Consider the following 24,479-nt stretch of genomic DNA (forward strand, 5'->3'; position numbering starts at 1 on the left):
AACAGACCGCTTTCGTTTGCTTTTTCGAAAACAGTCTGTCCCATTCAGTATAAGAAAAGTATAATTCACTCGCAAAATACTGTATACCTATTTTTTTTAGATTTTAGTGTGCATTTTTTAGTTCTTTCCTTCTATGATTTGAAGCTTAACTGGAGTTTTATCAAGATAAAGGACGCCCTCTTTCAGAGCAACCGAAACAGTGGGCGTATCTCTGCGCACCGGCTGAAGCACAACCAGAAAACAATCTGTATCCTTGCCGTGAATGCGAACATAATCCTGATACGCTGCCGGCAGGGCGCCAGGAGAAACCGCACCCCTTTCCACGGTTATCTGCGGGCTTTCCGGCAACAGGGCCTGCACCTTGATATCTGTATCAAAATGTCCTTTTCCTATAACCTCTTTTTTTCTGACCATAGTTTCTCTGCTGCAAAGCGGCAGATTCCACACCGTCTCACCCCGGAAATCTTCGATTTGGTCATATACAATAAGCGCGCCGCTTTTTTTGTGCAGAATCAGATGTCGGATCTGCCAGCCATCTCCAGCGGGATTTTTCACCGTCAGCATAAGATAATCCAATTCGTCACTGGTGGAAAAATACCGGATTTTATCCTCTTCCTCATATACCATGCCAAGGCCGCCGTCACTGTTTAATACATTTTGACCGTCAAACTGCACGGTAGCATGTGCCGCTGAACTGCGGTACCATTTCAGGCTGTTGTCCCAGTAACTCTCCACGCCAGGGTCAAGCGAAAGAGGAACGCCGTTTGCAAAATAAGAAAAACTACCCAGGTCAAAATGGCCGTGCGCACCACAATTCTTTGTACAAACTACGGTGACATGGGTGTCCCGCTCTGTTTCCGCATTACTGCGCAAAACAGCAAGGCCAAAGTGCGGATAGCACTGACTTTGCAGACCTCCCACCTGATCCATAGGCACAGAATCCGCATCCGTCAAAATAAAAGGCAAAAGCCAGCCATTAAGACCATCAAAAGCAATGTCGCCTCCAGATTTTTTCCAGGTCGCCAGCAATCGATCGGCAAAAACAGGATCGCTGTCCCGAAACAGGGTAGAAGCAAGATTAAAGTGCCAAAAGCTTTTCCCTGTTCCTAAATTATCATCGCCAAATACCAGATGGGAAATGGTATTGTCCGTATAGCAATACTGAGGCAGCTGGGTTTCCAAGGCATACTGATACATCTTTTTAAATTTGGGATTGACAGCAAGGTCCGTTCCCTCATTTCGCTTCAGCACCAGCGCGTATAACAACAAACCCTGTAAAACCGCAAAATGATACCGCATGGACTCCGGCCAGATGCCGTCCGGATCGGTCAGCTCCTCCAAATGCTTTTTTACCACCGCCTTAGAATTCTCAAGATAGACAGGAGATAATGGATGTTCAGGAAAAGTCAGCGCAAAATACCCAAGCCCCGCAAACTGATCTGTCGTCCAGTTGCCTCCTAACAGCAATGAGGATTGATCTTCCATCTCCGGGAAATACCGAAGTCCTCCGTTTTCACAGTTTACCGTACCGCATTGCCCCAAATAAAAGGCAATAAAAAAGATTCCTTTTTCTATTTCTTTTTGCTGTTCTTCCGTCATTAGACCGGGAGCTTTTCTCAAAATGTCATATATCATGCAAAGTCCAGCCATAGCCCTTCCCATATGTACCGTTCCATAACCATCATCAAAGGGCTTTTGATTGTACTGCATAAAATATAATACCCCGGTTTGTTTCATGTCAGAGAGCATATACAAAAGTTCAGCCGCCGCTTTTTTTGCATATTCCTCTTCTCCGGTCAGTAAATACACCACCGCATCCGCACAGCTGCGCTCAAACATATAATCCCACCGGATATGAGTCAGCCGATTCCAGTCATAATCCGCTATCTGAACGCAGTTTCCCGCCAAATCATACAGAAGAACAGAAATCCGCAGCAGCTGCATCAACGGTTTTTCCTGTTTCACAAACAGGTCAAGTGTGTAATCCGCATTTCCTTTGATCTCTATACTTTCCATGGTTTCGATTTCATCTGTTCCGTGCAGTGCAATCACATTCTCTACCGAAAGCCTGCCTCGGTTTCCATAGGTCTCTTTTCTTTTTTCCGAAACCAAGACGGCATTTACAAAAGAGGTATTTGGTATCTGTTTTATTCCGGTACTGCTCTCTTTAAGGCATATCTTATCCAAATATACCTCTCCTTCGGGCAAAGCAAACCGTATCTTCGCCGTACAGGCTTCGCTTACCGTATGGAAATTAAAGGGAAGCTGACGCCATGCCTTCATATAGATTGGAATATTTTCCGTATCCTTAAGACTATATTCATCGGCAATTTCCCGAATCCTCTTCCATTCTTTCTGAATCAAAGGATGGGAAAGTTTGCCCCGCAGTTTTGCAAGTTCTGAAGCCGAAAAAAACAAATAGTCCTCTTTCCGATTCCGCATGCTGCCAAACAAAGCTTTCTCTTCCGGCACAGCAGTTTCCATAAGCCGCTGGCTTTGATACAGCCGTGCAGCCCCAGTAATCCCAAAAAGCATGGCCCAGCTGCCGCCGTCCAGTGCAAGACCCATTTCTTTTTCTGATCCGTTTTTCAAAACTTCCTCCGCCTTGCTGATCTGCCAGGCAAATATTGCATTGCTTTTTTTAGAATGATACTTTTCCTCCCGTTCAAATAGCTCTTTTGCCTCTTCTATCTGTTTTCTTAGTTCCTCGTTCACCACCATATTTCTCTCCCTTGCCTATTCTTTTTCCGCTTTCCGCCTCAGTTCCGTTGGGGTAATTCCAAAATATTTTTTAAACATATTGCTAAAATGCTTCTGGTCACAAACACCGATCTGCTCGGCAATCTCATACATTTTCATTCCTGTGTTCTGCACCAGGTCATAGGCCTTTTCCATCTTGACCTTTGCCACGTAATCTTTAAAATTGGTTCCCGTATGTTTTTTGAAAAAAACGCTGAAATAATAGGAATTCATATAAATCATTTTTGCAATGGTTTCAAGTTTTATGTTCTCTGACAAATGGTTTTCAATATATTCCTTGATGGTTTCAATTTCAAACATATCCCGCTTTTTCTTTTCTTCTTTGGGATCCGATAAAAACTGATGCAGCATATCCCAAATATAATCGGTGGCTTCTAAATACCGCTCCGCGTTTTTTAGTTCCTGCATAATCACATTTTCATCATACATTTCCTCAAACTCCGAATGATGAAGCGTCCGTTTGATTTGTTCCAATAGTGCGTAAAGCTTCATCACAGCAATTTCTTTGACACCCATAGAGTCACAGCGAATATAGCCACAAAGCAACGCAAAAGCCTTCTGCGCCGCTTCCTGATCCGAAACCCGAAGAGCATGCAAAAGCTTTTCCATTTCAGCTGAAAAGCCTTCTCCCTCCGGGCGTGGGAAAACCGCTCGATCCTTAATGCAAAAAATTTTGTCTTCATCCGAAAAATAATTATACTGCAAAGCCTTTTCAGCCTCTTTAAATGAAGCGGCAATGTTTTGGGTTCCTGTGCAAATGCTGCCAAGGCCGCCCCAGACTTCTATCTGCAATTCCTGCTCCATTTGCTTTAAAATTTCCCGTGCTTTCTGATGGATTACCTTAAGGTCAAAGTTAAAATCCGCGGCGTCAAAAATGATACAGACATATTCCCTGTACCGTATAGCCTGATAATTTTCATAGGATAAAAACCGCAAAATATCGCGCTGACGGGATATGTCCGATTTTAACGCACAGACACAAAAGGATTTTTGTTCATCACTTTCCATGCCAAAATCATTGTCACGGTTCTCCTGACCGAAAATTTGTTTTTTTATTTTGAGAATGCTTTGCAGCAGGGTCTCTTCATTAATGGGTTTCAGTAAATATTCGGCTGCATTTAAAGCAACTGCCTGCCGAGCATATTCAAATTCCTGATAGCCACTAATCAAAATAAAATACGGGCACATGGGCTGATCTGCTAATTTTTGTAATACATCAAGTCCTGTCATTTCCGGCATAGCAATATCAGAAATGACAATATGGGGTTTGGTCTCCTCAATTTTGTGCAGAAGTTCACTGCCGTTTTTTGCTTCTCCAACTATTTCTACATCGTCTCCCAAGCTTTTTACACAACTGCGCAATCCTCGGAGAATAACCGCCTCATCATCTGCAATGACAATTTTCAATTTCATCTTGATCACTCACTCGCTTTTCGGTAGTAAAATTTTGACCAAAGTACCCATTCCGGTTTCGCTCTGGATCATCAATCCATATTCATTTCCATATAAAAGCTTAATTCTTTCATCTACACTTTTTAAGCCAATATGCACATTTTCACTGCTATCTTGTGATAAAACAGCTGCAGCAACCTGTCCGTCCATGCCCCGGCCATTATCAAAAACTGCCGCTTCAATACCATTTTCGGTACATGTGACATGAATTGCAATCAAAAGATGCGTTGTAGTCTCAGAAATTGCATGCTTAAAGATATTTTCCACAATGGGCTGTAAAATAATCTTTGGTACCCGGTATGAGAGCGCCTGTTCATCTACTTGATAATCAATATTGATGTCAACCGAATTTTCAAATCGGAATTGCATCAGTTCTATATACCGTTTCACATTATTAAGTTCATCCTCAAGAGAAGCAAATTCAGAACCGGTATCAAGTAAATACCGCAGCTGCTCCGCCAGCGCACTGATCATGACAGCAGTTTTTCCTGCCTTTTCTTCCTTTGCTGTTACCCGGATAATCTCCAGCGTATTATAGATATAATGTGGCTTGATCTGCATTTTCAGCGCCTTCAGTTCCGTCTGCTTCTGCTTGAGCTGATAAAAATATTCCTTGTCAATATAGGCTTTTAAATCGCGGATCATATCATCCACGCCAGAAGATATAATACCAATTTCGTCATCCCGGCATGGTGTTTTTTCCAAATCAAAATTTCCTGCTTTAATTTTTTGTAGTTTCTGTAAAACCGCCTTCAGCGGCTCCGACATAGAAAAAGCAAAATAAACCGACAGGCAAACAATGACCATGACGGCAAAAATTCCAAGTATTAGCAAATATTTCTGCATATTGTATAAATCTGCAAAAATACGCCGATTATTTAATTGTAAGAAAAGAGTATTGCCCATATTTTCGCTTTTGGCAACAAGATAGAACGCATCCCCCAAATCATTTACTGCAGCGTCTGTTGGTTCTGCATTCAGGCGATTCAGGTTTTCCGGTACAAAATCCCCGCCTATTTCGTATACAGAAGTCGAATAAATACATATATTATTTTGATCCACAACTTCCAGCTTCTCAACATCACTCATTCCTGAACTGCGATATAAATCCAGAAAATAATTGATATTCAGGTCAAGAATGATCATTCCGGCATATTCGCCGGAATGATCATAATAATTCTTAACAATACTGATGACGTAATCATTGACGCCATTAAAGTATGGCTGATCGTGAAGATGTGTAATCACCACGTCCTCCCCTTTTTCACGCATTGCCTCAAACCACTCAGCATCCTGAAAATCAAAGAAAACATTTTTATATTTATTTTCTTTTGACTCCAATTCCCAAACACCATCAGGAGCCACAAAGATAATATTTTCAAGATTGCTGTTCTTATTGAGATAATAACGCAGCATAGCAGGAGCGTCCGAAGAGAAAAGATACTGGGCATCAATTTCATGCAAAATATTCACAGCATCCAGATAGGTAGTATCCATTTTGTCCGCCATACCTGCAAGAGAGCTTTGATAATTCTGTAAAATTACCCTCCGGTGATTTTCCGCAAAATAATTGATAATCAATGCCGAAAAAAGAATCATCGGAAACACAGCAACTACCAAAAACGCTGCCATAAACCGGAAAAACGTACTTTTTAAAAAACGTTTCACCTGATTCATATGGCTCATTTATTCAGCAGGCTGCTGTACCGGTCATATGCTGCCTGATAGGATTTTACAACATCCTCAATTCCCATGGTCTGAATCGTGCTGAGATAGGTATCAAAATTCTCAATCGGTTCCTTGCCGACAATGAATTTATTAATAATCTCATCATGATAACTCTTAATCTCATTATATTTTTTATTTACATTATCGGATTCATCTGCCGTAAATTTCAAAGACGGGATCGACCGGCTGGCATCTGCGTCCTTCCAGACGTTAATAGCGGCTTTCTGCTTGGGCTGCATATACTGATCAAAATAATCCAGACTCTGCAGCGTTGGATAACCGCTTGGCACCGCATAAAGACCGATTGCCTCCGACATAGGCAGTCCCTGGGGATTGTTCACAATCAAATCGGTATAAGTCGGTACACCATTTTCCATGGTATAGCTCTCGCCTTCAATACCAAAGTTAAAAAGACGAATTCCTTCTTCGCTGTAAGCATAGTCCATCCATTTTACCGCTTCTTTGATGTTTTTGCACTGAGTAGAAACCGCATAGCCAAGGGTAGAGGCCTCCGTAACATATTCGCTGTTTACCACATATTTTTTACCATCATCTGCCTCAAGCCACGGCATACCTGCAATGTCAAATTCAGGATTTACCGGTTCCATCAGTGTCATCAAACGGCCCAAACCGCCGCCGGCCAAGCCATACCAGGCACCTGCCAGTTCATTGGAAACTTTATAATCAAACTGGGTTTTGTCGGTAATTGCATAATCCGGGTCAATCAATCCCTCTTGATAAAGCTGATTCAGCCAAATGACATATTCTTTAAATTCAGGCTCTGTCCAACCGCATTTTACCGTTCCGTTATCTACATAAAACGCATCCTTGCCCCAGAAGTTGTACATCCTGTCAATACCAAAGGTCTTTTCTGCGATATAGGGGACCTCATCTGCAACGCCGTTGCCGTTGGGATCCTGCTCTTTAAATGCCTTAAGCACACTATAAAACTCATCACGTGTCTGCGGCATTTCAAGATTCAGCTTATCCAGCCAGTCCTGACGAATCTGAAAGCCCTGGAAAACCCGAAGTTCCTGATCGCCACGAATAAACGGGAATGTATACATTTTTCCGTCCGCCTCCGTCATCTGGGGATAAACAGTGCGGTTTTCTTTCATATATTTGACAATGTTGGGCGCATATTTCCCCATATAGTCATCCAAAGCAAGGATCTGGCCATCCTCAGCATAGGTCAGCGCGCCACCAATGCCGCCCCAGTTTAAAAGCATCAAATCAGGAAGGTCATCCGAGGCAAACATCAGGTTCACTCTCTCATTTTCCACAACCTGAAAGTCGACTTTGATTCCGCTGATTTTTTCCATTTCCTGAAAAGCCTTAATTTCATTATACGAGTAGGTTTTTCCCGCAACCGACACCTTGCTGGTCGTAATCGCAGATAAGGTAATGGGTTCATTGGTAATGGGCATGGTGTTTTCTTCCGGTGTAACCGAATCAAGATCAATCGGCTTTACATCAGAAGAAGCAATCTCCTGATCCGATGCGGCACAGCCGCTCATCAGCAAAACAGCTGCAGCCGCACCTGCCATGACTTTCCACATGTTTTTCATTGTAAAAACTCCTTTCCAAATTTTAATATCCGTCAAATTATATTTTTTATCCTTTAATTGCGCCTACCATAACACCTTTTGCAAAATATTTTTGCAGGAATGGATACACACACAAAATAGGCACGGTCGCAACAATAATGACAGCATACTTAATATTTTCCGCGATGGGCAACTTATCAATGGTAAAGGTATTTTCCATCATAGAGCCGCTCTCATTGAGTATCAGAATCTCACGCAGAATCAGCTGAAGCGGCCAGGTATTCCGATCCTTTAAGTAGATCATCGCATTAAACCAGCTGTTCCAGTGACCCACCATGTAGTAAAGCCCTATTACAGCCAAAATTGGGGTAGAAAGCGGCAGCATGACATTGGCCAAAATGCGCCAGTGGCCTGCTCCATCTATTTTGGCTGCTTCCTCAAGGCTGTCAGGAATGGTCAGGAAATAGGTACGGGTCATAATCAGGTTAAATACATTAATTGCTGTGGGCAGTAAAATCGCCCAGCGGGTATTTAAAATCCCAATATTTTTTACCAGCAAATAAGAGGGAACCAGGCCTCCGCTAACAAACATGGTAATGGTAATATACATCATAAAAAAGTTTCGCGGTTTGAAATCCTTTCTGGAAAGCACATATGCTCCCAGAACCGTCAATGTCATATTGATGGAGGTTCCCGCAATCACATAGAGCAAAGTGTTTAAATATCCGCTCACAATATCATCGTTTTGGAAAACCGCTTTATATGCCTCAAGCTGAAAACCTTTGGGCCAGAGCAGAATTCCCGCATTCTGCGATATTTCCGTAGGATTGCTCATGGACGCAAACAGGACATAGAGCATGGGATACAAACAGATAAATGAAAGCAGTGTCAAAATAATCACATTACAAATATCAAAAATCAATGATCCAGCCGATCTTCGTTCAACCATGAATTCCACCTCCTACCATAAACTCGTTTCGCTGCATTTCTTCGACACATAATTGGCCGACAGCAAAAGTATCACATTGATTACTGTATTAAATAAATTGACTGCGGTACTGTAACCATAATCCGGAGCGGTTCCAAATGCCAGTCGGTATACGTAAGATGATATAATATCCGCCTTATCCATGATCAAATCATTGTACATCAAAATAATTTTCTCTGAGCCCAAAGACATCATCTGTCCCATTTTCAAAATCAGCATAATGATTACCGTAGGCATAATACCGGGAATGGTAACATGCAGCATCTTCTTCCATCTGCCGGCGCCGTCAATGGTCGCCGCTTCATATAAATCCATACTGATGCCGGAAAGGGCCGCTAAATAAATGATAGATCCCCAGCCAATTTCCTGCCAGATACCGGAAATGACATAAATCGGTGTAAAGAAAGAGGACTCACTCATAAAGGAAATACGGTCGCCGCCAAACATCACCAAAATATCATTAATGATTCCGTCCCGTTTGGTAAAATCTAAAACCAACCCTACTGCTACCACCAAAGAAATAAAATGCGGTAGATAAGTAATCGTCTGTACCGTTCTTTTAAACTTTTGTCCCCGCAGTTCATTCAGCAAGAGGGCCAGAATCAACGGAGCGGGAAAACCAAAAATCAAATTAGCAAGACTAATACGCAGCGTATTCCACAAAACATTAAAGAATTTAGGGCTGGAGAAAAACTCAATAAAATGCTCCATTCCAACCCAATGACTTCCCAGTATCCCCAATCTGGGGGAAAAATCCTTAAATGCAAGGATGATTCCACCCATGGGAATATAGTGAAAAATCAGGTAGTAGAGAAAGACAGGCAAAAACATAACATACAGCGCACTGTCCGCCCGGAAATGTTTGATTAGCGACTCCCGAACGCTTAACTTTTCAGCCTTTGCCGCATGTTTTTTTCCAAGGGAGATTTGTTTCATATCAATCCACTCCTTTTAAAATCACAATGTCTGCCACCGCATCGCGATATGCCCGAATAAAGATTTTATCTGCCCCGGAGAAGGAATTGTCCATGGAAACCAGGTTTTCCAGCTGATCCATACGCACTTCATTTTTTCGGCCGTCAAACTGATACACATTAACGTCCTCAGGCAAAGCAAAAACGCGATTGCTCACTGGTGTGTTATTCTTGTTATCGTCAATCGTGATGCAAAGCGTATCCTCATCCGCATACGCCACCATAGACACCGCGGTCAGCAGATTGACCGCATAGTTTGCACCGTTCCAGATCCGGATTCCCAGATCATCACCTGCCCGGTACAGAACCCGGAATGCGTCCACTTCTGACTTGGCGTTCAGCTTATACTGAATCACATCCCCGACTCTTAAATCCGAGAACAAGGTGCTGTTTTCTTTATCCGGCTCTTCCATCACCACATCACCCAATTCCGGGAACCGGGTATTATTGGAAATCGTAGGAATAATGGTCACAAGCTCACCGTTTTGATAACCAGTAATGACGTTCAGCATGCCCCGTTCTTCATGATAAATCGTCTCCATGCTCTGCACCACCAAAGCGGCGCTGTTCCAAGGCAGGGTTGCTTCTGACGAAGCATTGAGGTCAACACCGCGGTTTACCACCGCGCCCACCTGACGTCTTTTATCCGCATCAAAAAGTTCCACGTTGTAAAAGACATCTGAGGTAAATATGGAGGTATCTGTTACCATATAATAATCCTCATCTTCCTTTTCGTCGGGAATATTAAATACCGGCACGCTCTGCGGCACCAGGTACAGCCCTCCAAAACTGGGAATGGCCGTATTTTTAAAGTACATAGAATTACTGGGGTTATCCTTAGAGAATACTTCTTCATCATAACCGCGATATTCGGTATTATTGGTATAGTCAGTGGCTGTATAAATTTTTTGAACCAAATCATCAGAATTTCTCTGATACTGGATCAACGTATCCTCTTTGACTGCGGCATATGCCGCTTCATCACTGATACTTTCATCATTCACCCGCACCTTTGACTGAAGATTCAAGGTCAAAATTTCACCGCTTTGATCCAGGAGTTTTACCATATACGTGGTATCCAGCGACGTCAAGGCCGTCTTATCCATCACATAAGCATACAGCAGCCCTCCGGCGGCCGTGCTATCCGACGGGCAGAAAATATGTCCGAACGGATCCAGCAGAAAGGTTCCCTCATCGCCCAGTTTGATTTTTTCCGGCGCATCATATGCCAGCTGATAGGAAACATCATCAATAGAAAGCATGGTTTTGTCATCAACGTCGTTCATTTGCGTTACCTTGCCGCTGACCATCTGATCACTGACCAAAATCCGTGCCGCTTTTTGATCCAGGCTCCAAGCCACTGCAGCCACATCATTTTTCACAAGGTCAGTCAGTTCTGCTTCTTCTCCGTTTTTCGTTAATTCCAGAGAATCAAGGTCATACAGCACCATTTTAGAAAGGCCATGGATATTATCGGAAAAATAAATCTCCTGTTCTGCCTCGTTTACACTGGAAATCAATGTGTTCTGGTAAGAGAAAATCAAAACAGTGTCATACTGAGAACCACTTCCAGAAACAAACCGCAGTGTTCCCTGATTGATATCCAGCAAGTTCATATTGTATTCTTCCGCTGTAACTGCCTTGCCGTTAAAGATAATCCGGATCCCTTTGCGGAAGGAAAGCTTACTGCTATTTCCTGCCGACTCCCTGTAATAGACCAAAGAATCCTCATTGATTTGCTCGATTTGATCTGCCTCTATTTCCATCATTTTACTTCCATCAGCAATATAATATCCCAAGAGGATCGGTTCCGTGCTTTGACTGTCTTGATAGAAATAGTACACTACCTCAACACCCAGCATATCGGCGATATCCGTATTTTCTACCCGGTAAGACGCGCTTTTGCCGTCAGAAAGAATGGTAACACATCCCTCTGGCGCAGCCTGATCCGGTGAGTCGATGGAGGTTACCGGATTAGCGGTAACCACTCCCGACGCTTTTGTCACATTCAAAACAGATCCCAAAATGGTGTTATCCGTTACCGTGTACTCTCTGTCTTCACCGTAGCTAAGCGGCTCTAACATTTTGGTTTCCAGCGCGTTGTAAAGCATCAGCGCCATATCCCGGTTGGTCATTGGCTCGTCAAAAGCCTTTGCGGAAACACCTGTTAAAAGTCCGTTCTTTGCCGCCACATTAAAATATTCATCTGGATATCCTTCCGGATTTTCAATGACGGATTTATAGCCAATCATGGAGACCATGATCTTTAGTCCCTGAAAATAGGTTGCCGCGTCATCAGGGCCAAATTCGGTTTCGGTATAGCCATTGACAATACCCATAGATTTTGCCACAGAAATATATCCATCATACTCGTCAGAAACATCTGTAAAACCAGACGGCTCAGCAGTTTGCGCCACTGCACCCAGGCCATATTCCCGCACGCTTGCTTTCACAAATTCCGCCCGGGTTGGGCTTCCTTCCGGATCGAAGTTTTCCTGATCCAAAATATCCAGAAAATCCAAAACGGAAAGAACCCGCACAAAACTTTCATCCATCACCGGAGCCGTTTCTTCCTGTACCGTATCTGCGGCAAAAACAGATACATTCAGCATCATTGCCACAGCCGCTATTATAGAAACAAATTTTTTCAACATTTTCTTACTCCCTTCCAAAAATGTGCAGCGATCGGAAAATTACCGCTGAAACCTCTGCCCTTGTCGCATTGCGTCCCGGTCCAAACGAACCATCAGGGAATCCCTGCAATAACCCAAGCGACGTAATCTCTTTCACAGCATCTGCGGCGTAATCCGCAATCGCATCTTCGTCCGTAAATGTGATTTCCGTTTCCGGAGAAATTTCTATTCCTTGCATCAAAACTGCTCTGTCAAGGATTACCGCCATTTCCTCTCGGGTAATATTTGCGTCAGGACGGAAAGTGCCATTCTCATATCCCTTGACCAAACCTTGGGAAGCCATACAGGTTACCGCATGATAATACCAAGCATCCTCGGCTACATCAGAAAACTCTGCTTCACCATTTTGCTGAAGCTGCATGGTCTTCGTGAGCATTTGCGCAAACTCAGCACGGGTAACCGACTGATCCGGATAAAAGTTTCCATCATCGCTTCCGTTTACGACAGCCAGATCTGCCAGCTTTTCAATGTAGGTATAGGCCCAATGTTCGGTAGGCACATCCGAAAATACGGGCTGATCCTGTATTTCCTGATTTCCATTTCCATTATTTCCTGTTCCGCTTCCAGAGCCAGAGCCGCCTGCACCTCCGCCTCCGCCAAAGCTTCCACCGCCGGAACTACCAGAGCCGCCGGGATTATTCGGTACACCACTGCTGTTATTTGACGTCAGCTTCACTTCAATGCTGTCATAAATCTGATCTTCAAACCCAGAAACTGCAGCGGTTATAGTAAATTCAGTGCTAACCGCAGTAGACCGAACCGTCAAGACGCCGCTGTTTTGATCCAAAACGACACCAGAAGGATTGGAATCTAACTGATAAACCACCGGTGCAGACATTTCCTTTCCATTATAATCCAAAACCTTGGCAGTGTAATGATAAGAGGTACTGCTCTTTGCAGGAGCGGTAATCGAGCTCTTTCCACTCAAGGTAATTTCATCCGGAACATTCAGTGCGGTAAACACAGAGAAAATCTGGCTTAGGGTCGGATTTGCCTTTGATGTTACTTCAATCTTGATTTCCGTATTTTCCGGAATCCCCGCCTGCAAGGTTAGGGTGCCATTTTCATCCATGGATATCCGTTCATCTGTATCCACAAGTGCAAAAGTAACACTCTGGTCGCCAAAGATATTTCCGTTTTGATCCACAATATCAGCCGTGTAAACAAAACTGCGTTCTCCGCTTTCCGGCGGACAGACATATTTCATACCATTGAGCACAATAGAACTTGCCGCTCTTTCTGCTACTCTAACCGTTTTAGAGGAAACCGCCGCCACACTGGATGCGGATTTTGCTACAATGGTAACTACAGTTCCAACGGGAACATCCGGATCCAGAATGAGTACCCCTTCATCTACGGTGACGCCATCCACCGGCTGATACAGGCTCCAAACAATCCGATCTTCCATGGGATAGCCAAACTGATCCAGCACCTGTCCTTCATAAACCACAGAGGTCTGGGTGCCGTCTTCGTTCATGGTCACTGTGTCCGGCCCGGTAATCACCAAGCTGCTCCGCTGAGAATCTACCGTAGACAGCCGAACTGTTTTTGAGGAAGAAATCTCTCCTGCCGCAGCTGTAATTGTCACCTCAGCTCCATTTCTGGCCTCAGGGGACACAGTAACAGTTCCGGTTTCTTCATTGATCGAAACGCCGGAAACATTGCCGCCAAGGCTCCAACGAACCGTTTGGCCGGATAAGGTATTATTATACTGGCTGATGACATTCGCACTGTATTTTCCATAGCTGACACCAGCGGTCGGGATCTTTAGCATCGCATCACCGCTGATTTCCACACTCATGGGCTCCGGCGCCTTTACGTCTTCGGATTTTAGCACTGTCAATCTTCCGCCCTGGGCAGGAACCGTCACCTTACCGCCAGAAGACGCATAGTTCGTACCGGTCTGCATATCAATTAATGCTTTGCTGGAACTTAATGACACATTTTTGACATATCCCGAACTATTGGCCACAATAACCGCATAGGTTCCGTCCACCTTTGTCAAACGATATGCCGTAACTGTTGGATCTTCGCACTGCAATTCGCTGATAGAAAGCGAGTTCTGCCCGCTCTTTAGCGGTTCCAGTACAACCAGGTGATTGGAATCCTTCGGCGCTGTGCTCATCACATAATTCATAACATTCTCGCCGTTCACCTTGGGTCCAACCGGAGTAGTTGGTTTGAACTCGGTGGTGATCTGCACGTCTGCCGGTTCTAATACCGTGGTCTTTAAATTGGTATCAAAAAAGCCTTTTGAAGTTACCACATTTCCTTGTACCGTAGCCGATTTTGCCACTACAGGCATATTGAAAATTGTGTTATTGGGCGCTCCGTCAATTTGATCCCAAATGACAACCGCGTTAAATCCATTCTCCAACAATGCGTAATTTCGATAGTCAATGGCATCATTGACTCTGGTCCAGGTAGTCCGCACCCGGATATAGTCCATTTCATTGGAACTGAAAATACTGTCACGCCTGCTGGTGGTAGGACCTGCTTCCGGGGTTTTTCCATCCTTGGTAAATAGCAATGCCGCATGAGAAGATGTATTGGCATACCAGCCTCTGCTGGAAGTAAAATAACTCTCAATACCTGGATCCATGACCAATGGTACCGAATTGGCATATAGGATAAACGAACCTTGATCCGCATGTCCGTGTCCCAGCGCAGTATCATTTGACATGGTAAAGAAGTATTTGGCATTATCCCTGCCATAGTTCTCACGGAAAATATATACCCCTGTGGTAGCTGACTGGTAGTCACCCAGCTGAAGCGGATAATTCGCGTCACCAAAGTCAAATTCCATAGGGTTAAAGAAATTCATCAGAGCAACACTTTCACCGCTGTAGCCACTCATAGGTGAACCAGACATCAGCCACATTTTCTGCATCCACTGGGCAAGCTCCGGATTTACCTTTGCAACCTGATCATAGTACTGACCGCAGTAAGCAAAAATCGAGGATGAATTCTTTAGATCCGCATCCCCAAAAGGCGGCGTACCTATCTGATTGTTAAAATAGCTGTACGGCGGCGTGGAAGTGTTAATTGCATATTCAAACATCTTAGGAAGATTGGTAGTTCCCCACCAGTCATCTCCCCGGGCAATATTGATAACTCTGGCAAAGGGAGCAAATTTTTGGATAACCGCACCCACATACCGGATACTTTCCGGCCAGCCTCCGTCATCATATACCGTCCGCTTCAACTGTTCATACAGCACGGTAGAACCGTTCATCAAAAACTGTCTTGCATCCTTCTGATCCGGGAAGGTAATGCCATACATAGCCGCACCACAGGATTGGTCGGTGAGCCAGTTTCCGCCAACCACGATATCCTCTGGGTCAGCTGTCGTTCTGTCGCGGGAATCCAAAAGGAATTTTGCAAGATACTCCACCGCATTCATAAACTGCTCATACTCTTCCTCCGTAAAAACGCCCGAGTCTTTAATCAAGGTATATGCAGTGCAGATGCTTTGCATAATTCTTCCGCCCTGCACTTCGCCGTATGCGTCAATCCCGTCCGGACGGTTATTTTTCATCATCCAATATTCTGCACCCTGACAAAAATCATTGATGGAATACAAAAGCCTGTTTTTCGCTTTCTGGGCATAATAAATATCATGTTCTACCGCATAAACAATAGCATCTGCCTGTGCCTGAGAAAGTTGATTTCCCGTACTGGATTTATTGTTCCAGTTGGTGGTAAATGTTCCAATTGCTTCGTCATTCTTATTGTAATAAGTAATCACCGGCACAATACCGCGGTTTAGCTTTTCATCTATTTTATTCCGTATGGAAATAGAATAACTCTGTCCGGCAACCAACGGAATCTTTTCTGTATAGCGAATACCGCCCTGATCTTCCGCCGTGGGGTTTTGAATATAAATACTGCGGGAACCAGAATACACATAATTGCCTCTTGACTCCCAGCTAAACTGCGGATTTCCCTGATAGGTTACATATTCCCAATATTCTGGTTTATCCGTTCCTGACTCAAATCCGGCATTTTCAATCACGATGGGATCGCCGCTTCCAGTAATGCTAATATCGTCAATCCAGACATGGCCAACTTTTTTAGGATCCTCCTGATTTTCATGCTCTACCGATGGGAGGTATAGCTCCAAGGTAGCATACGCCGTATTATTCGGAACCTTAAAATTCGTGGTTGGCATACTGCTCCACAGTTTAAAATATTGGTTAATTTCCTCTCTTGTATGATCCTCATTCATGATCCAGAACAGCCGTTCCACCTGGGTTAAATCCATTTCATCCGAAAGCTGTTTTAGATAATTGTATTGATCCTGAAGCACACTGTATTTGTTGATCTTGTTAGAAAATTCAATGACATCCTCTTCCGTGAAAAATGTATTGGAAAGCGGCTCAATATCTTGACGCAGAATCTGTGTATTATACATATTCCATATGGCGTCATAGATTTTCACAAGCGCTTTTCCGGTTAACATAGTGTCTCCGCTTGCATAAATTCTCTCAGCATCGTCTCTTGCTAAAGTTAAAGCATCATAACTCTCTGCTGGATACTGTCCAACATCTCCACCAACCACTGCGGATTCCAGCATTGCATCAGCGCTCTCCATTGCCTTCTGATACATTTCATCCATTTTGGAACGCTCTACCTCATTAATTTTAATCTCCAAAACAGGACGCAAAGACGCATTGGTTGCCTCTTTTGAATGAAATCCAGAAGGATATTTGGGCGCTGGGTTTCGAACATCCCAAACAGCAAATCCAATGGTTTCATCCGCATTTTGCTGGGCAATGACTTGATTGGTTACAGAAAGAGAGCTGCGTGTATTGCTGCTTCCTGACCCGAACTGCACCAGCAACGGTTGTATATCTTCTAAACAATACATATTATCTGTCTGATTGATTTCCAACCATTTATCAAGCGTCATGGATTTTTCATCCCATTGTGCATTGATATCTTGGGGGATTTGATACAGCAGTACCTGATTGTTGTTGTTAGTAGCATTATACAACTGCAGTGTTGCCTTGGAAATTTCGCCGCCGATTTCGCTTAAATCAAATTTAATTAGCGCCAACCGGCCATTTCCGGCACCCATGCTCACTTCACTTCCGTGAGGGTTCTCACCCTTCTTCTGCACATATGTATCATCAGAAGGAGATAGTTTTATTGTCTGTAAAACATCATTTAAAATATGCTGGGTCAAATACCAACCATTCATTTCTGACATTCCCATGGTAGAGCTGTATCCCGGATAGGTTTTGGAATACCGCTTTAACGCAAATTGTATCGCTTCGTCCGGCCTTGGCTCTGCAAAGGAACGGTTTCTGGTAAAAGGCCTTTCATAGGTTCCGTCAAGTACAGAGTTTGCGTAATCAATATATTCCTGCAAAGCAAATCGGGCAGAAGCTGGGTACATCTCCGGTTCTGTCATCATATTGATTTCGCCGTCAACCACATCCTGCATCAGCTGGATCCGATAGGCGGAAAACTCCAATGCATTGTTTTCCTCATCTACCACAGCATCCGATTGCACCGCGGTTCCAATAAGTTCTTTCATCGATCCCGCAATTTCCTCAATAGACGCTTTAATATTGCCAGCGGTAGAAGCATCCGTAATGCTGTTATAGCTATTTTCAATTTTTGTCAAGGCATTTTCCTTGTCCGCCGATGCCACCTGCCCAGGCGCTCCACCTTCTGGCATAGCCCCCACATAATCCAGCGCATATGCATATACTTGATCCAAAGATGCCTTTAAAGAACTGCGGTTCCCGTCACTAATCATAGGAACAATAATGCAAATTTCATGTTCTATAACTGCTTCTCCATTGGTGACCGTAACCGTTACCGGAACTCTGGCATCCCCATCTTTGGGCCGGTTCACTTTACCATCGTCGCTCAAATATTCGGGCATTCCGCTTTTCCATGTTATCTGGGAACCAAAGTCACCTGTGGAAGGAAATTCTATATCAGAAATGACTGTAATACCGTCAAAGGGTTTTGCCTGCTGCTCAAAATCATATTCCGCTTTCATTTCATCTGTGGGGCTGGTCTTTAGCACCTTGACTGTAAAGGTTCTGGAATAAGTTGCCGCCCCTTTGATTGCCGTGGCAGTCAGTGTTACTTCTTTATCATCTTCCGTAAAGGACGGCCGCATCACCGTTCCGCTCGGGTCAATCACAGATGGATCACTGGATTCCCAATAAATATCTGTCTCACCGCTTTGTCCTTTCGACGGCAGTATCAAATTTTCCGTTACTGCATTTAAATCTGCTTCTTCCCCATTTTGATCTTGTATCACTATACCACGTGCATCATTTACCACTAGAATCATATCCGGATCATCTTCCAGAGTCAAAACCAAGTGGGGCTGGTATTCCGGATCTACCAGAGCCTCTTTCGAGAATATATGGATACCCCAGGTTTGGTTTCCAGTATAACCTGTCACCAGACGCAAGCTAAGATACGAATCCTGCTCCCCTGCCACAGCATCAGTGATATCCATCAAAGTCGGCGTGGTATTTGATTTAATCAATAAATCCGTACCGGAATCAAAAATTTTTACTGAATTATTTGCCAGGTTTCTGGAATTATTCCATGTAATATCCGTAGTATTGTCCGGCTTAGCATTGTTTTTGCTGCCTTCTGTCCAGCTATCATCTGAAACATAAAAGAGCTGATATTCTCTTGCATTTCTTGTATCTAGGCTCTCATCATGGCCATAGGTTACAGCAAGCTCCGCTTTACTGATGACAGTTCCAGGTTGCTGTACCTGGGACAAATCAAATTTCAAAAAAATTTCCCGGCTCAATACGCCATCCCGGGCAGCAGAAAAGTTTACTTCTGTAGCTCCAAAATTATTTCCTGCCGTGCCAACTTGAACCATTGCATCAGCAATGACAGGAAGTTTGATAATATTTCCTTCTCCATATAACGCAACCAGATTCTCTGTTTCGCTGTTTTGAGCGCCGACTGTGTTTTCCGTCGTTTTCTCTCCATCCACCGAAACATCGCTGATTTCTGTTTCATCAGGTTCGTCTAAATCCGAAGCTGCATCCCCCTCTGTCAGAAGACCATTTGAAACTGTATTCTCTCCGGCAGCCGCCTGGGGCATTTCTGAGACAGTTTCTGCTGTTTCAGTCTGCACTGTACTACGCAGCCCCTCTGCCGCCCCTGCCGGTACCGCAAACAAATTCATCAGCAGCGCCAGGACGGTCAGTGCGCCTATCCCTTTTTTCATACAAATTCCTCCTTGTCTGATAAACTAAGAAAAGCAGTCTGTTATAGAGGGAACTATAAACCAAGCTGCTTTTCATACACTGATTGTAGTACACAAAGACAAAGCTGTAAACATTGTTTTTTTAGAAAATGGTGTATATTTTTTAGATGTTTCTCATTTCTCCGGTATTCCATAGAAAATCTGGAAATACCGGGAAAAAAGGCAAAGAAAATAATAGTTTTCCATACAAAAAAAGGCATAATCGAAAGGAAAACCTGCAAAAGAGGATTTCCTTTTATAAAACAAATAAATGATCGTCCATCTTTTTTTGACGGCGCACACCTGACAATCAAAAAAGTTGGTTTAAACTCCCTGAGAGGAGATATATAAATATTGGTTCGCCATTTCTTTCTTCGCAGAAAAACGAAATAAAATTTGACACAAAAAATATACGGAAAGCATTTTCACTTTACACAATTAGTTTAAAAATTTAATAAAATAAAGCTAAAATATTTTATCTGTCAAGTAAATTCGCTTTACATATTATCAAGGAGATGAACTACAACACAAGCAATCAATACAGCATAAAGCCCCTGAATTAAGTAAAGTCACATCATGTTTTCTGCCAATATAAGTACTATTTTCTTATGTTGATTTCCAGCTTCCTTACACAATACATTTCAAGTTCAGAATCCCAATGGACACCTTGTTTTATATAATTTTTGGATTTCTTTGTTCCATGAAACATAAAAATATGCCGCATAACATAAATATATACAAAACAACATCGGAAAAGGAGGAGAAAAAATGACCTATACCTTTCAAGAACTGCGTTCAAAGGAAGTCATTCATGTTGGGGACGGCGAACGCCTTGGCTTTATATCTAATTTGGAACTGGATGCTGTAACCGGGCGAGTGATTTCCATTAGCGTCCCTGGAGGATACAAAGCTTTCGGTCTGCTCGGAAAAGAACCCGACCGCGTGATTCCCTGGGAAAAAATAAAAAAAATAGGCGATGACCTGGTCATTGTGGAAAATCTACACAAAAGCTAACTTTGGTAAAGCGAGCAGGACAAAACAAAACTCCCATAAAACAGCAACTGTTTTTTTGGGAGTTTTATAATACTATACATACATTTCAGCTTATGCCTCTTCCTCTGGTAAAGCAGTAGGAACCTGCTGTTCGTGTCCACCACGCAGCTCACTGCGGTTATTGCGTACAATGGCTACACATTGCTCCATTTCTTTCATGGAACCCAAAACAACCTTTTCCACCGTTTCCAAAAGATTGTCTGAATAATTATAGGCGGAATCAGAAATGGCCTGTGCCTCAGCCTGGGCACGCTCTACAATTTGTTTTCCTTGGGCAATGGCTTGTTTGGTGATCTCGTTTTCATCTACCATAGATACTGCTTTTTTCTCTACAGTTTTAATAATTTCATCTGCCTCAGCCTGCGCTTCCTGCAAAATCCGCTGCCGTTCTTCCTTAATCCATTTCGCTTGCTTTAAATCTTCCGGAAGCTTCAGTTTCAGTTCCTGTAACACATCAAGCAGCTCGTCCCGTTCTAAAATACAGCGGCCAGAAAACGGCACCGAAGCCCCTTTATCAATAATATCCTCTAATTCATCTAATAATTCTAAAGCATCCATTTTGGCTACCTCCTAAAATAATAATGGGATATGAAAACACGGCTACCGTTCGGCACACCGCTTATTTATAACAGGAATCAATGCCTCAGGCACCAGGCCGTTCAAAGGGCCGCCATATTTGGCAATTTCTTTCACAATACTGGAGCTTAAAAACATGTAGTCTTTACTCGTAGGGATAAACAATGTCTCAATATCCCGATATAATGCATGGTTCGTTAACGCCATCTGAAACTCGTATTCAAAATCCGACATAGCACGGATTCCTTTAATGATAACAGTTGCACCAACTTGCTTCATAAAATCCACCAACAGCCCAGAAAAAGAATGTACTTCCACATTTGGCAGATCCGCGACCGCGGTCTTTAAAAGAGCCACTCTCTCCTCCACCGTAAACGCCGGTTTTTTTGTATGATTAACCAGCACAGCTACAATCACCCGGTCAAACAACTTGGCAGATCTCGCGATCACGTCCAAATGGCCATTGGTACAGGGATCGAAGCTTCCCGGATAAACAACTGTTTTCATAGTTTCACCCCTGCAGTATGGTAATTACAGTTTTGCCGTAAACCGCTGTCTTTTTACAAGAAAAGAAGGAATCCGGCACTACCTCTCCTGCTTTTTCCGTTTCAACGGTCAAAATGCCGCCCGGAGCAAGCAGTCCATATTGATCAATTCGCTGTAAAACCGGCATAAGGAATCCTTTGTTATAAGGCGGATCCAAAAATATTAAGTCAAAACGCCGGTCACAATGTTCTAAATACGAAAGCGCATCTAAAACAACTACCTCTGCTCTGCCGTCAAACCCGGCTCGGCAAAGATTTTCCTGGGTTAACGCTGCTGCCTTTCTGCTTTTTTCCGTAAAAACACAATGCTCGCATCCGCGGCTTAAAGCTTCTATTCCAAGGGCACCACTGCCGGCAAAAAGATCCAAAACCGATGGAACCGGCAAATGAAACTGGATAATATTAAAGAGGGATTCTTTGACACGGTCGGTGGTAGGACGCGTATCCAAACCATCGGGATTTTTCAAATGAAGTCCTCTGCGCGTACCGGCAATGATCCGCAAAATATGATCCTCCCTAACCCTCAAAATTAATAAATAAATACACTTATTATTTATATCTTAATTCGGTAAATTTGTCAAGTGCTTTTTATGACAAAAATGCATCTGTTTTTCGCATGCAGGCGTACCAGAATACACATATGCATTTTTATACATTTACAACAGCCAAATAAAAAAGAAAAGAAAAAGCCCCACCGTGCCGTGATGAAAAGGTTTAGTAAAAACCTGGAATCCAGGTGGGGAAACGCCCAAAAACATTACAAGTCCACTGGATGCATAAGCATGAGGCATGTGCGCCGCTTTTGGAGACAAGACCCCTTCGTAAATGTGTTGGTTTTACATTGTAACCTTTATCACAAACAAAGCAGGGATTTCTCTTTTTCTATGTCTATTATAACATAAAATTCAGAAAATACAAGTAGTTCCCGCATTTTTTTTGAAAAAGGATAAAATTTCTAATCTTTGACATGAGCAAAATTATTCTCCCATCGCCATATTTGCGTAAGAAACAATTAATTCTGCCGTCTGGTCAATCGATATCTTTGAAGTATCTAAAGAAATGTGATAATTATCCGCATTCCCCCATACCTTATTGGTGTAAAAATTATAGAAAGAACTTCTTCGTTTATCCGTTTTGGTAATTAAATTTTCAGCTTCTTTTTCCTTCATCTGATACAGCTCCATCACCCGCCGGACACGCCATTCAAGATCGGCATGAACAAAAACATTCACCAGCCTCTTTTGTTCTCTCAGAATATAATCAGAACAACGTCCAACAATTACACAGGAATGCTCCTCCGCTAAATTCCTGATCACCTGAGACTGGATGCGAAAAATTCCATCGGAATTTAAAACATCACCATAACGGTAATAGGTTCCGCGCCCAGACTGAATTCCCATCACCAGTGAATACAGCAAACTATTGGTCGGCTTTTCTTCGATCCCGTCAAACAGGGTTTCTGAAAGCCCGCTTTCCTTGGCGGCAATTGCAATCAGTTCTTTATCATAAAAAGCTGTTCCCATCAACTCAGAAACTTTTTTTGCCACGTCCCGCCCGCCTGAGCCGAACTGCCGGGCAATCGTAATAATTTTATTTTGCGACATTATCATACCTCCAAAAACCACAATCTTTTTCTTTTGTGATATTATACCATAAAAATAGGAAAAGTTAAATAGAAACCATAAGAAAACTTAGGGTAAATGTTAACAAAATCCACAAAAGAATTTTATGCTTTATGATAAAGGGAAGCAAGTGTAACGCCAGAATAATAATGCATCAATATTTCCTGATAATTTTTACCTTCTCCTGCCATAGCACCTGCACCGAACTGACTCATACCAACACCATGCCCATACCCGGTAACTTCAAACACCGCCTGCTCTTCTTCGAACCGAAGATTAAAGTGTGCGCTTCGCAGTCCAAACATACTGCGGATTTCCGTACCTTTAAAAATTTCTCCGCCCAATTCAATGGTTGCAACACTCCCGCCTTGGGTATAGGTTACCTTGCCAAGCATGGAAGATAAAGGTTCTTTCAGAGAAATTTGAGGCCGCGCCCCCTTTAATACAGTATAAAAGGCTTCTTTGGGATAAAACACCCGGCTTCTGTAACCGTCAGCCCGGCTATCTTCTTCGCTGGGCACTGACTGAAGATATGGCAAAGCAGTACCCCAAACATCTTCCGCCGTCTCCGTCTGCCCGCTGCTGACTGCATAAAAGAAAGTTTTTGCTACTTTATTATCATAAATCAAATATTCACCACGGGTTTCCTGAACGGCTTCCAGAATCTTTTGTTCATAATCATCAGCAAATCTAGCATCCCAACGTTTTTTTGTATCAGAAAGGGCAGTCCAATTTTTACAATGGCTATAATCCGTACAGAGCAGTGCTCCGTGATGTTCCTCAGGAATACCGTTTTGCAGATAGCCGGCTATTTTACTCAGCATATAGCTTCGTGCCGCAACCGCCTGAGCCTTTAATGCTTCTTTAGGATAGGACGGTGGCATCTCCTCTGCCACAATACCAGCAACATAATCCTCAAAATCCATAGTAACCGTTTCCCCGGAAGCCGTTATGTACAGGCTAATTTGATAAGGATCCTGCATTACCGCCGTAGTTACTGCATCCCCCTCTTGCTCCGGTACAATATCCGCTGCGGCAGGCACCTCTTTCTCCCGCTGAAACAACCCAGCTACAGGGACAAGAACAGACGGAATCAAAAAAACAGCAACACAGATAACGAAAAACCCCAAAACAATTTTTTTCATAATGGTTTCCTCCTTAAAAACAGCTTGTCTTAATATATTGTTACAATTCCATATTTATGAAAAAAAATGGGAAATATGCTTGACAACCCGCGAAATTTATAATATAATAACCAAGTTGTATTGACAAAAATCCTTACTCCTTATCAGATAAGGGGT

The 24,479-nt window shown here is 43.2% G+C and carries 14 protein-coding genes and 1 other RNA gene; 1 reads left to right on the forward strand and 14 read right to left on the reverse strand.

Features of this window, described 5'->3' with window-relative positions; genetic code table 11:
* Window positions 1-117 precede the first annotated feature (117 nt).
* Genes INF28_RS12995 through INF28_RS07735 form a run of 8 tightly spaced genes read right to left on the reverse strand, consistent with a single transcriptional unit; the run spans window position 118 to window position 19,364 of the window.
* The gene (locus tag INF28_RS12995) at window positions 118-2,715 is read right to left on the reverse strand and encodes a heparinase II/III domain-containing protein (protein WP_226392890.1); all 2,598 of its coding nucleotides are present in this window, start codon (window positions 2,713-2,715) and stop codon (window positions 118-120) included.
* Window positions 2,716-2,736: 21 nt separating this feature from the next.
* Window positions 2,737-4,173: a response regulator gene (locus INF28_RS07705; RefSeq protein ID WP_226392891.1), complete on the reverse strand. Its 1,437-nt coding sequence runs from the start codon at window positions 4,171-4,173 to the stop codon at window positions 2,737-2,739.
* Window positions 4,174-4,182: 9 nt separating this feature from the next.
* Window positions 4,183-5,898, reverse strand: a complete 1,716-nt coding sequence (locus INF28_RS07710; RefSeq protein ID WP_226392892.1) for a sensor histidine kinase — start codon at window positions 5,896-5,898, stop codon at window positions 4,183-4,185.
* Window positions 5,895-7,508 carry an extracellular solute-binding protein gene (locus tag INF28_RS07715; RefSeq protein ID WP_226392893.1) on the reverse strand — a complete coding sequence of 538 codons (1,614 nt, stop codon included), beginning with the start codon at window positions 7,506-7,508 and terminating at the stop codon, window positions 5,895-5,897. Before INF28_RS07715 ends, INF28_RS07710 begins: the two co-directional genes overlap by 4 nt.
* A gap of 46 nt (window positions 7,509-7,554) precedes the next feature.
* Window positions 7,555-8,436 carry a carbohydrate ABC transporter permease gene (locus tag INF28_RS07720; protein WP_226392894.1) on the reverse strand — a complete coding sequence of 294 codons (882 nt, stop codon included), beginning with the start codon at window positions 8,434-8,436 and terminating at the stop codon, window positions 7,555-7,557.
* Between the two features lie 12 nt (window positions 8,437-8,448).
* Complete coding sequence (locus INF28_RS07725; RefSeq protein WP_226392895.1) at window positions 8,449-9,411, reverse strand: ABC transporter permease; 963 nt, start codon at window positions 9,409-9,411, stop codon at window positions 8,449-8,451.
* 1 nt (window position 9,412) lies between these two features.
* On the reverse strand, window positions 9,413-12,103 hold the full coding sequence (locus INF28_RS07730; RefSeq protein ID WP_226392896.1) for an S-layer homology domain-containing protein: 2,691 nt from the start codon (window positions 12,101-12,103) through the stop codon (window positions 9,413-9,415).
* Between the two features lie 4 nt (window positions 12,104-12,107).
* Entirely contained in the window at window positions 12,108-19,364 is a 7,257-nt protein-coding gene (locus INF28_RS07735) for an S-layer homology domain-containing protein (protein WP_226392897.1), read from the reverse strand.
* Between the two features lie 786 nt (window positions 19,365-20,150).
* Between INF28_RS07735 and INF28_RS07740 the strand changes: the two genes are divergently transcribed.
* The gene (locus INF28_RS07740) at window positions 20,151-20,396 is read left to right on the forward strand and encodes a YlmC/YmxH family sporulation protein (RefSeq protein WP_226392898.1); all 246 of its coding nucleotides are present in this window, start codon (window positions 20,151-20,153) and stop codon (window positions 20,394-20,396) included.
* Between the two features lie 90 nt (window positions 20,397-20,486).
* Here INF28_RS07740 and INF28_RS07745 read toward each other — a convergent pair whose 3' ends face one another.
* The 6 genes from INF28_RS07745 to spoIID form a co-directional block, all read right to left on the reverse strand.
* On the reverse strand, window positions 20,487-20,993 hold the full coding sequence (locus tag INF28_RS07745) for an ATP synthase subunit B family protein (protein WP_226392899.1): 507 nt from the start codon (window positions 20,991-20,993) through the stop codon (window positions 20,487-20,489).
* A 42-nt stretch (window positions 20,994-21,035) separates the two neighbouring features.
* Window positions 21,036-21,518, reverse strand: coding sequence for a pantetheine-phosphate adenylyltransferase (gene coaD, locus INF28_RS07750; protein ID WP_226392900.1), 483 nt, complete (start codon window positions 21,516-21,518; stop codon window positions 21,036-21,038).
* 4 nt (window positions 21,519-21,522) lie between these two features.
* A complete protein-coding gene (gene rsmD, locus INF28_RS07755) occupies window positions 21,523-22,059 on the reverse strand; it encodes a 16S rRNA (guanine(966)-N(2))-methyltransferase RsmD (RefSeq protein WP_264175721.1) in 537 nt (178 codons plus the stop codon).
* A gap of 181 nt (window positions 22,060-22,240) precedes the next feature.
* Window positions 22,241-22,430, reverse strand: a non-coding RNA gene (ssrS, locus tag INF28_RS07760) — 6S RNA.
* 103 nt (window positions 22,431-22,533) lie between these two features.
* Complete coding sequence (locus tag INF28_RS07765) at window positions 22,534-23,160, reverse strand: cytidylate kinase-like family protein (RefSeq protein ID WP_226392902.1); 627 nt, start codon at window positions 23,158-23,160, stop codon at window positions 22,534-22,536.
* A 122-nt stretch (window positions 23,161-23,282) separates the two neighbouring features.
* Window positions 23,283-24,323 carry a stage II sporulation protein D gene (spoIID, locus tag INF28_RS07770; protein ID WP_226392903.1) on the reverse strand — a complete coding sequence of 347 codons (1,041 nt, stop codon included), beginning with the start codon at window positions 24,321-24,323 and terminating at the stop codon, window positions 23,283-23,285.
* Window positions 24,324-24,479: the final 156 nt, after the last annotated feature.

The sequence above is a fragment of the Ructibacterium gallinarum genome, assembly GCF_014982785.1.
Classification (GTDB): domain Bacteria; phylum Bacillota; class Clostridia; order Monoglobales; family Monoglobaceae; genus Ructibacterium; species Ructibacterium gallinarum.

Bases quoted from the DNA above. Each gene is read 5' to 3' on its own strand.
- INF28_RS07745 (WP_226392899.1), bottom strand. From the start codon at position 20,993: ATGGATGCTTTAGAATTATTAGATGAATTAGAGGATATTATTGATAAA.
- INF28_RS07715 (WP_226392893.1), bottom strand. From the start codon at position 7,508: ATGAAAAACATGTGGAAAGTCATGGCAGGTGCGGCTGCAGCTGTTTTG.
- INF28_RS07735 (WP_226392897.1), bottom strand. From the start codon at position 19,364: ATGAAAAAAGGGATAGGCGCACTGACCGTCCTGGCGCTGCTGATGAAT.
- INF28_RS07705 (WP_226392891.1), bottom strand. From the start codon at position 4,173: ATGAAATTGAAAATTGTCATTGCAGATGATGAGGCGGTTATTCTCCGA.
- INF28_RS07720 (WP_226392894.1), bottom strand. From the start codon at position 8,436: ATGGTTGAACGAAGATCGGCTGGATCATTGATTTTTGATATTTGTAAT.
- INF28_RS07725 (WP_226392895.1), bottom strand. From the start codon at position 9,411: ATGAAACAAATCTCCCTTGGAAAAAAACATGCGGCAAAGGCTGAAAAG.
- spoIID (WP_226392903.1), bottom strand. From the start codon at position 24,323: ATGAAAAAAATTGTTTTGGGGTTTTTCGTTATCTGTGTTGCTGTTTTT.
- INF28_RS07710 (WP_226392892.1), bottom strand. From the start codon at position 5,898: ATGAGCCATATGAATCAGGTGAAACGTTTTTTAAAAAGTACGTTTTTC.
- INF28_RS07730 (WP_226392896.1), bottom strand. From the start codon at position 12,103: ATGTTGAAAAAATTTGTTTCTATAATAGCGGCTGTGGCAATGATGCTG.
- INF28_RS07740 (WP_226392898.1), top strand. From the start codon at position 20,151: ATGACCTATACCTTTCAAGAACTGCGTTCAAAGGAAGTCATTCATGTT.
- coaD (WP_226392900.1), bottom strand. From the start codon at position 21,518: ATGAAAACAGTTGTTTATCCGGGAAGCTTCGATCCCTGTACCAATGGC.
- INF28_RS07765 (WP_226392902.1), bottom strand. From the start codon at position 23,160: ATGTCGCAAAATAAAATTATTACGATTGCCCGGCAGTTCGGCTCAGGC.